The sequence below is a fragment of the Bacillus sp. JJ1503 genome, from assembly GCF_036965125.1.
Lineage (GTDB): Bacteria > Bacillota > Bacilli > Bacillales > Cytobacillaceae > Cytobacillus.
Window position 1 is genome coordinate 1 of sequence record NZ_JBALOZ010000380.1, and the last position, 7,632, is coordinate 7,632.

Genomic DNA, 7,632 nt, shown 5'->3' on the forward strand with positions numbered 1-7,632 from the left:
AATAACTTTATTCCTATTTTTCACTTTCAAGTAGGTTACCGAAGTAAATGTTGGAAAAGTCCCCCTTTTCAAAAAATAATTAAATAACCCTTGACAAACACACTTGTCCTCCTCCATAATCACAATTAATATTATTTGAAGGTTCCTATTGTTTGATTAATTGAAAACAAGAAAAAAGCGATGAATAAGGCCAGTAAATGGATAACGGCGAAAGAGAGTGAAGCTCAGCGGCTGAAAGGCTTCACCGTCCACTTGACCATTGAAACCTACCTTATGAGCAGTTAGGAAAACCTAAACGAGCTTCCGGCGTTAACGGAATAGAGATGCCTTTTTCAAGAATATAACCTTTCTGAGAAGGGTAATTAAGGTGGTACCGCGAAAAGCAAAAGTCCTTTCGTCCTTTACATGGATGAGAGGGCTTTTTTATTTTCTCTGAACGTTCATAACTACTGTTTAATAAAACAATAAATATTAATTAAGGAGGTCACAACATGAAGAGAATAGCTTTTATCGGTGCAGGATCCATGGCAGAAGCATTAATTTCTGGTTTAGTTGAAAATAAATTAGTTGATAGCAAGAGGATTTGGGTAACGAATAAGGCTGATCAAGAAAAATTAACTGAGCTTCAAAACCGATTCGGTGTCCAATCGACCTATCAATTAGATGAAATTTTTCAAGATACTGATATGGTCTTTCTCGCAATGAAGCCTAAAGATGCGGCAGATGCCATTTCACGAATAAAGAATTACTTAACAGAAGAAATCCTTGTGATATCCGTTTTAGCTGGAGTAGGAATTAGCAGTATTGAAAAGCTGGCGGAAAAGCCACTGTCTATTGTAAGAGCCATGCCAAATACATCAGCAGCTGTAGGAAAATCCGCAACTGCACTTGCAGTCAATGAAAAAGTATCGAACGAGCAAATGAAGCTAGTTTCGAAAATGTTTGAAACCGTTGGCTTAACGACGATTGTACAGGAAGAGCAGCTTGACGCTGTCACTGGATTGTCTGGCAGCGGACCAGCCTATATATACTATCTCGCGGAAGCAATGGAAAAAAGTGCAATGGACATCGGACTTGAAAAGACAGTTGCGAAGGAATTGATTGTGCAAACATTACTTGGTGCGGCTGAAATGCTCTCAAAGTCAACGAAAGAGCCAAAGCAACTGCGTAAAGAGGTGACAAGCCCAGGCGGAACAACTGAAGCGGGAATTAAAGTTTTGGATTCCTATAGTGTACAAAATGCGTTTATTGATTGTATAAAAGAAGCTGCTGCACAGTCAAAAAGACTTGGCAAGGCATTCGGTTCAGAAATTAGTGTGTAAAAACATTTTGAACCCCATCACTCTTGCCAGTATCCTGACATTTACACCTAGGAGTTGCGAGAGGTACGAAATATCGACTGAGCAAATTGCNNACCAAATATTGGGGCAAATTTTTCTATAAACTGTACTTCATTGATATACTATTTATGAAGTAAAAAAGGAGGCTCTTTATGGAAACAAAGCTATTTTCCCCGTTTACAATTAAAAACACGACCTTTAAAAATCGAATTGTCATGTCGCCAATGTGTATGTACTCTTGCCCTAATGAAGACGGGAAGGTGGAAAATTGGCATCGAACTCACTATACGAGCCGTGCTGCCGGTCAGGTTGGACTCATTATTATTGAAGCTACTGCTGTCACACCCCAAGGACGAATTTCGCCTAATGATTTAGGTATTTGGAGCGATGAACATATCGAAGGATTAAAAGAGCTAACTGATTTAATGAAGGAACACGGCTCAGCAACAGGTATCCAGCTTGCCCATGCTGGGAGAAAAGCAGTTCTTGAAGGAGAAATTATTGCCCCTTCTGCCCTCGCATTTAATGAAAAAATGAAAACACCAAAGGAAATGTCGGTTGAAGACATTCAAGACACGATTGAAGCATTTAAGCAAGGAGCTGTAAGAGCAAAAAAAGCAGGTTTTGATGTCATAGAAATTCATGGGGCTCATGGCTACCTAATTAATGAATTTCTCTCCCCATTATCAAACAAGCGTACAGATAATTATGGAGGCTCAGCAGAAAATCGTTACCTATTCCTGCGTGAGATCATTGATGCTATTAATTCTGTTTGGGACGGGCCGCTTTTTGTTAGAATATCAGCAAATGATTATCATGAAGAAGGTTTAGATGTGGACGATTATGTTCAAATGGCAGGCTGGATGAAGGAGCAAGGCGTTGACCTAATTGATTGCAGTTCGGGTGCAGTTGTTCCTGCTAGGATACATACGTATCCGGGCTATCAAGTACCGTTTGCTGAAAAAATTAAAAAAGCTGCTGATCTATCAACAGGCGCAGTCGGTTTAATTACATCCCCACTGCATGCAGAAGAGATACTGCAAAATAATCGCGCTGATTTAATCTTTATCGGACGCGAGCTTCTGCGAGATCCGTTTTGGCCAAGAACTGCAGCCAAAGAGCTCGGAGTAATAATCGAATCACCTAAGCAATATGAGCGGGGCTGGATATAAAATATAAAACAGGATGGGGTTCCATCCTGTTTTGTGCTTTTTCGCAAACAAATTTGCCGCTTTCGCAAATAACTCTCCGCTGCTTTTCAGCTATCTCTCTTAAATAATATTCAAAGAATCAAAAAATGATGATATAATTACTTTTTTACAACTACGATAGGTATCTTGAAGAAATTCAGACACGACTGAAGCATTTAAGCAAGGAGCCTTATACAAGACATAGAGACCCTCTCCCATCAAGCACTTTTCCAACCTCTTGTGCAACCAATAAGGATATCCGAACTTGAGACTCGGTCGTCAGCCCGGCAATATGCGGTGAAAAAATGACGCTGTCCAATTGTAGCAGCGGGTTCATCTGATCGATCGGCTCCGATTCCAAAACATCTAAATATGCTCCCGCTATCGTTCCTTCTTTCAATGCGTAGTAAAGGGCTTCTTCATCTATAATACCACCCCTAGAAGTGTTTATAATATAAGCCGATTGTTTCATGGAGGATAGCTGTGACTCAGATATTAAATTTTTTGTTGATGAGGTAAGTGGAACATGTATAGAAATAAAGTCAGCTGAGATTAACACATCTTCCAACGTATTTTTCAATTGAACGGATGTTTCTGCAACAATATGATCATATGGGGTTAAAAAAGGATCGTATCCGATTACATTCATACCGAACGCTTTTGCCCGTTTCGCAACACGGTGGGAAATCTCGCCGAGCCCAACGAGCCCAATCACTTTATGAAAAATTTCCCTGCCAGTATGTTGCTTCCGGTCCCAGTTTCCTTTTCTAACATCTTCATTTGCTAAAAAAAGCGGCCGGTTCGCCATCAATATTGCCGCCATCACATATTCTGCAACAGAGGTGGCGTTCGCATAACGAGGAACAACCGTTTGAATTCCACGTTTTTTTGCATCATCTACTGCAATGTTTTCCAATCCGACTCCTAACCTGCCAATGACCTTTAATTCAAGAGCCTTCTCAAGCAGCTCTTTATCTACCTTTGTTTGATTCCGTACTATGAGTGCATCAACATCATTGACTCGCTCTAGAAGGGCCTCGCGGTCATTCCATAAATGTGAGTCGTAATGAACATCAAAGCCCAGCCTTTTCAATTCCACAATTCCTTCTTCCCACATTACTTCGGTGACCAATACTTTCATGATATACCCTCCCTAAATAAATAAATTTAAATTTTCTTTTAATATCTTGCTGATTCTTATTATTTCTTCGTCACTTACTTGGATTTCGATTACGTTCACCTAGATGAATTCAGGGGCTACAATTTTCACAAGTAGTCACAAAACCCCGTGAATATACATCCTTATGCATATTCACGGGGTTTTGCCTACCTAGTCATTGTCAGATTCAAGCATTTTTGCAAAGTGCTCCGGCACCGTTAACATGATGGTATGGAATAATATGTTGAATTTAACACATTCAAGCGCCAATCCGATCCGTGTCAAGAATGAAGTAGTCCGATATAATCATCGTTCGTACGACCATCAGCATTCGCCAGGATTCCCTAGTGTATCATGCAAGATATCCTCACAAGCAGGGATTTTGTCAATCATTTTCAACTCCTTCATGACCTCAGCAAAATTGATGAATCCATTGGGCTTGGAAGTATACTTAATATAGTCTTGCGTTATCCATTCTTTGTACTGTTCTGCCGAAGGACTCCCATCGGAATCTCTTGAAAGAATTTCGGCGGCTTGATCTGGATCATCGTTTAGCAAATCAATCGCTCGTTGAACGTTTTTGTATAAGACATTCATTAATTCGCGATTATCATTATAGTAATCTTCTGTAACCCAAATACTATTGAAGGTGTGTTCCCCGAAAAGTTCATAGCTTTTTAAAATTATGTGTGCACCCTCAGCTTCCTCTTGCATTTGGTATGGAGGGGCAGTGAGATGCGCAGAAATTTGATCACTTAAGAGAGCTTGCATAGCGGTTGGGTGCTCTAATGCGACCATATTTTCATCTAAACTTCTTGCATCACCCAGTTGTTCAAGCGCACCTTTTCGTAAAACAACAGATTGAATTGAATCCAGCCCGGGCATCGCAATTTGATCTTTTGGGCCGAAGTCTTCTAAACTTTGTTTGTTAGGATCTTTACCCATAAGCCATAACTCCATGTTGTCCATTGAGCTCAAAATTTTCCATTTCACTCCCTTATCCCAACCGAGAAGAAAGGGACCAATTCCGCCTGCACCAACCTGAATTTGACCGGCAAGGAGACCATCTCTAATTGCAGCACCCGAAGCCAAGGTTTTCCATTCAATATTCACATTTGGAAGTTCTTCATCAAGCCAAGCCATTTCCCGTAAAATAGTTAATGGAGCATATCCAAGACCCGGTTGAACAACAATGGTCATGTCTTGCTTGGCAACGTTATTATCGCCATCTTTTTGATTAGCCTGTTCCGCCGAACCGCCGCCGCATCCAGCAAGAAACAGAAACATAGTGAATGATATAATCATAATAAAGAAATTTTTATTTAAACCCCGGACTTTCAACATCAACCAACACCCCTTTTCCAATTTTCAACATACTGAAAATTTGTTTTATTTACCTTGAGCCTTCATACCCCACCTGATAACAGTTTTCTTCTCAATTTGATTGAACAACACATCAAACAATATCCCAATCAAAGAAATCGTCACAAGACCGGCAAACATATCAGGAATTTTCAAGAAGAAACGCGCCTGACTGATAAAAAAGCCAAGACCGCCTCCGCTGCCCGCAACACCAAAAACCAACTCAGCCGCAATAATGGTCCGCCAACCAAATGCCCATCCTGTCTTTAGACCAGAGATCATGTGAGGTAACGCAGCTGGCATGTAAACGTCTTTTACCAATCTCCATCCGCGCAGTCCCAAATTTCTCCCTACCATCAGAATTGTTGGAGAAACCGTGCGAAAGCCCATGCTAACATTGATTGCAATTGGCCATGTGATTGCATTAGCTAGTACAAAAACTAGAGAAGTAGGGGTTAGGCCAAACCAAATAATTGCGAGAGGCAACACACCTATTGCCGGAATTGGATTTAATACCGCCGTAAGTAATGTAAGTAAATCATTTCCTATTTGCGTCCAAGTAGCAAGAGTAGTTAATATTGCAGCAACAACAATCCCTATAAACATACCGAGGAGTAATATTTTCATTGTAGCTACAGTTACGCTCAAGAGAGTCCCATTTATCCAATTTTGCCAGAACACTTTTCCAATTTCCGAAGGGCTTGATAAGAGTAAAGGGTTTATGTCCATTACCTTAAAAGTAATTTGCCACAATAGCAGAATAACGACTAAAAGAAGTGTTTGTCTTGCCCATGCGGGTAACTGGGACCATGAAAAATTATTTCCTTTTACTTTACTTTTCACTGGCGCTTCTTTAAGAACCTTACTTTCTATCGACATATTTGTCACCCCCTATTAATCTAGCTTCCTAACAGTTTACGCAAGTGTTGTTGTATCTCGATGGATTCGTCGCTTTCCAAGTTTTTGGCCTTATCGCCAACATTGACAATTTCCGCAATGTACGATGGTGGATGAGTGAGTACGATGATTCGATCAGCGAGAAGCACTGCCTCTTCAATACTATGAGTTACAAAAAAAATAGTCACACGTGTTTTTTCAGCAATTAACCTTAGCTCTTCCTGTAAGCGAGTGCGTGTAAGCGCATCCAAAGCACCAAATGGTTCATCCATCAAGAGCATTGAAGGTTCAAGGGCGAGAGCACGTGCAATTGCTACACGTTGTTTCATACCACCAGACAACTGATGAGGATATAGATCATGAGCCCTTGAAAGATTTGTCATTTCAAGGTAGTATTTTGCACTATCAATGGCTTCACTTTTTTTCCGACCGGTGACACGTAGGGAATAAACTAAATTATCGAAAACTGTTCGCCAAGGAAAAAGTTGATCGTGCTCCTGAAAGACAACAGCACGGTCAGGCCCAGGCTCTAGGTCAGTACGTCCCGCAAGTAAAATATCTCCAGCAATAGGCTTGTTAAAACCAGCAATCGTCTTTAACAAAGTCGATTTTCCACATCCCGAAGGTCCGATCATCATTATTGTTTCTCCAGACCGAATATCAAAGCTAATATCATTGATTACTAGGTTAAATTCATTTTCAACTTCGTACCCAATCTTTACATTTTTCACGGATAATATTTGTTGTGGCTGTTCGTTATGTTCATTTTCTCTTTGCTTACCTGCCTGGGAATCGCCATAAAGGCTTCTATCTAGCGTGGGTAATTGTTGTTGATTTCCCATTTCGTACTGACCTCCTTATAATTTGAAGCAGAACAAATTTATGTGAACCTGGAAAGTTAAAGCAATTTAATAGTTTTTACTGCTACCCTATAGGAAATCCAGTCTTCTACATTATGTTCGGACAACAAGTATTTGGTATTATCGATAGTTTTTTAAATTTTTCTGAAATTTTAAAATAAGTGTTGGTATTGCTCCTTTAAGAATGGCAACCATCTTTTTCGTTGATAAAAACAGCGAATTTTGTTATTTTGTCGTGCAATCAAGGCGATCATGTAGGTGTGGCAACGAGCAAAATTAAAGAAGGTGAAAAGGTCATCGGTGTGTACATGGATGACAATTCAACAGTCGAGGTAGTCGCAAAGGGTGATATTCCTTATGGGCATAAAATTAATTGGTGGTCCTATAATGCTATATATCATGTAGTCTGGCTAATTTGATCATGCATCAAATAAATTCAAAAAGAATCAATTTGAATGAGAAAATCGTATTTCGTTGACAGCTTCTTTTCACCAACAGCTGCAGCTGAACTTGCTTTGCTCACTTTACCTGCCTCCTTCATCATTNNATTATGAAATTATGAAATTTAAGGAGTAGGATCATCCCAGGATCAGTGACCCTACCACTTGGATATCATTAAACCATTTACTGAAAAATTAGTCAATACTAACTTTTGGGAATTTTCGGAATAAATTATATGAATACTCTATATATTCTATTTCGTAAACTATTTGAAGAACTGAATGTGCAGTCTCGCATAGCAACAGTTTATTTGGTAGAAAGCGTTAAGTGTAGGGAAATTGTACAACCGCTTTGTAAAGACGTATGTAATGATCACTAAGAAA

At 39.8% G+C, this 7,632-nt stretch carries 7 protein-coding genes; 3 read left to right on the forward strand and 4 right to left on the reverse strand.

All coding sequences use genetic code 11. The features are described from left to right. Nucleotides 1–491: 491 nt before the first annotated feature. Together proC and namA are read left to right on the forward strand one after the other, a co-directional pair. A complete protein-coding gene (gene proC / locus V7149_RS23220) occupies nt 492–1,322 on the forward strand; it encodes a pyrroline-5-carboxylate reductase (RefSeq protein ID WP_335347949.1) in 831 nt (276 codons plus the stop codon). 170 nt (nt 1,323–1,492) lie between these two features. After that, on the forward strand, nt 1,493–2,512 hold the full coding sequence (namA, locus tag V7149_RS23225; RefSeq protein ID WP_335347950.1) for an NADPH dehydrogenase NamA: 1,020 nt from the start codon (nt 1,493–1,495) through the stop codon (nt 2,510–2,512). 208 nt (nt 2,513–2,720) lie between these two features. Here the strand turns inward: namA and V7149_RS23230 are convergent, their stop codons facing one another. From V7149_RS23230 to V7149_RS23245, 4 genes are all read right to left on the reverse strand, one after another. Beyond that, on the reverse strand, nt 2,721–3,671 hold the full coding sequence (locus tag V7149_RS23230) for a hydroxyacid dehydrogenase (protein WP_335347951.1): 951 nt from the start codon (nt 3,669–3,671) through the stop codon (nt 2,721–2,723). A gap of 342 nt (nt 3,672–4,013) precedes the next feature. Continuing rightward, nucleotides 4,014–5,033, reverse strand: coding sequence for an ABC transporter substrate-binding protein (locus tag V7149_RS23235; protein WP_335347952.1), 1,020 nt, complete (start codon nt 5,031–5,033; stop codon nt 4,014–4,016). A gap of 45 nt (nt 5,034–5,078) precedes the next feature. Then, a complete protein-coding gene (locus tag V7149_RS23240; RefSeq protein WP_335347953.1) occupies nt 5,079–5,930 on the reverse strand; it encodes an ABC transporter permease in 852 nt (283 codons plus the stop codon). Between the two features lie 20 nt (nt 5,931–5,950). After that, nucleotides 5,951–6,790, reverse strand: coding sequence for an ABC transporter ATP-binding protein (locus V7149_RS23245; protein ID WP_335347954.1), 840 nt, complete (start codon nt 6,788–6,790; stop codon nt 5,951–5,953). A 278-nt stretch (nt 6,791–7,068) separates the two neighbouring features. On the opposite strand from V7149_RS23245, the gene V7149_RS23250 reads away from it, so the two are divergent. Continuing rightward, the gene (locus V7149_RS23250) at nt 7,069–7,227 is read left to right on the forward strand and encodes a hypothetical protein (protein ID WP_335347955.1); all 159 of its coding nucleotides are present in this window, start codon (nt 7,069–7,071) and stop codon (nt 7,225–7,227) included. The last annotated feature ends 405 nt before the right edge of the window (nt 7,228–7,632 follow it).

Coding starts and splice junctions, on each gene's coding strand:
- proC (WP_335347949.1), top strand. CDS start 492: ATGAAGAGAATAGCTTTTATCGGTGCAGGATCCATGGCAGAAGCATTA.
- namA (WP_335347950.1), top strand. CDS start 1,493: ATGGAAACAAAGCTATTTTCCCCGTTTACAATTAAAAACACGACCTTT.
- V7149_RS23230 (WP_335347951.1), bottom strand. CDS start 3,671: ATGAAAGTATTGGTCACCGAAGTAATGTGGGAAGAAGGAATTGTGGAA.
- V7149_RS23235 (WP_335347952.1), bottom strand. CDS start 5,033: ATGTTGAAAGTCCGGGGTTTAAATAAAAATTTCTTTATTATGATTATA.
- V7149_RS23240 (WP_335347953.1), bottom strand. CDS start 5,930: ATGTCGATAGAAAGTAAGGTTCTTAAAGAAGCGCCAGTGAAAAGTAAA.
- V7149_RS23245 (WP_335347954.1), bottom strand. CDS start 6,790: ATGGGAAATCAACAACAATTACCCACGCTAGATAGAAGCCTTTATGGC.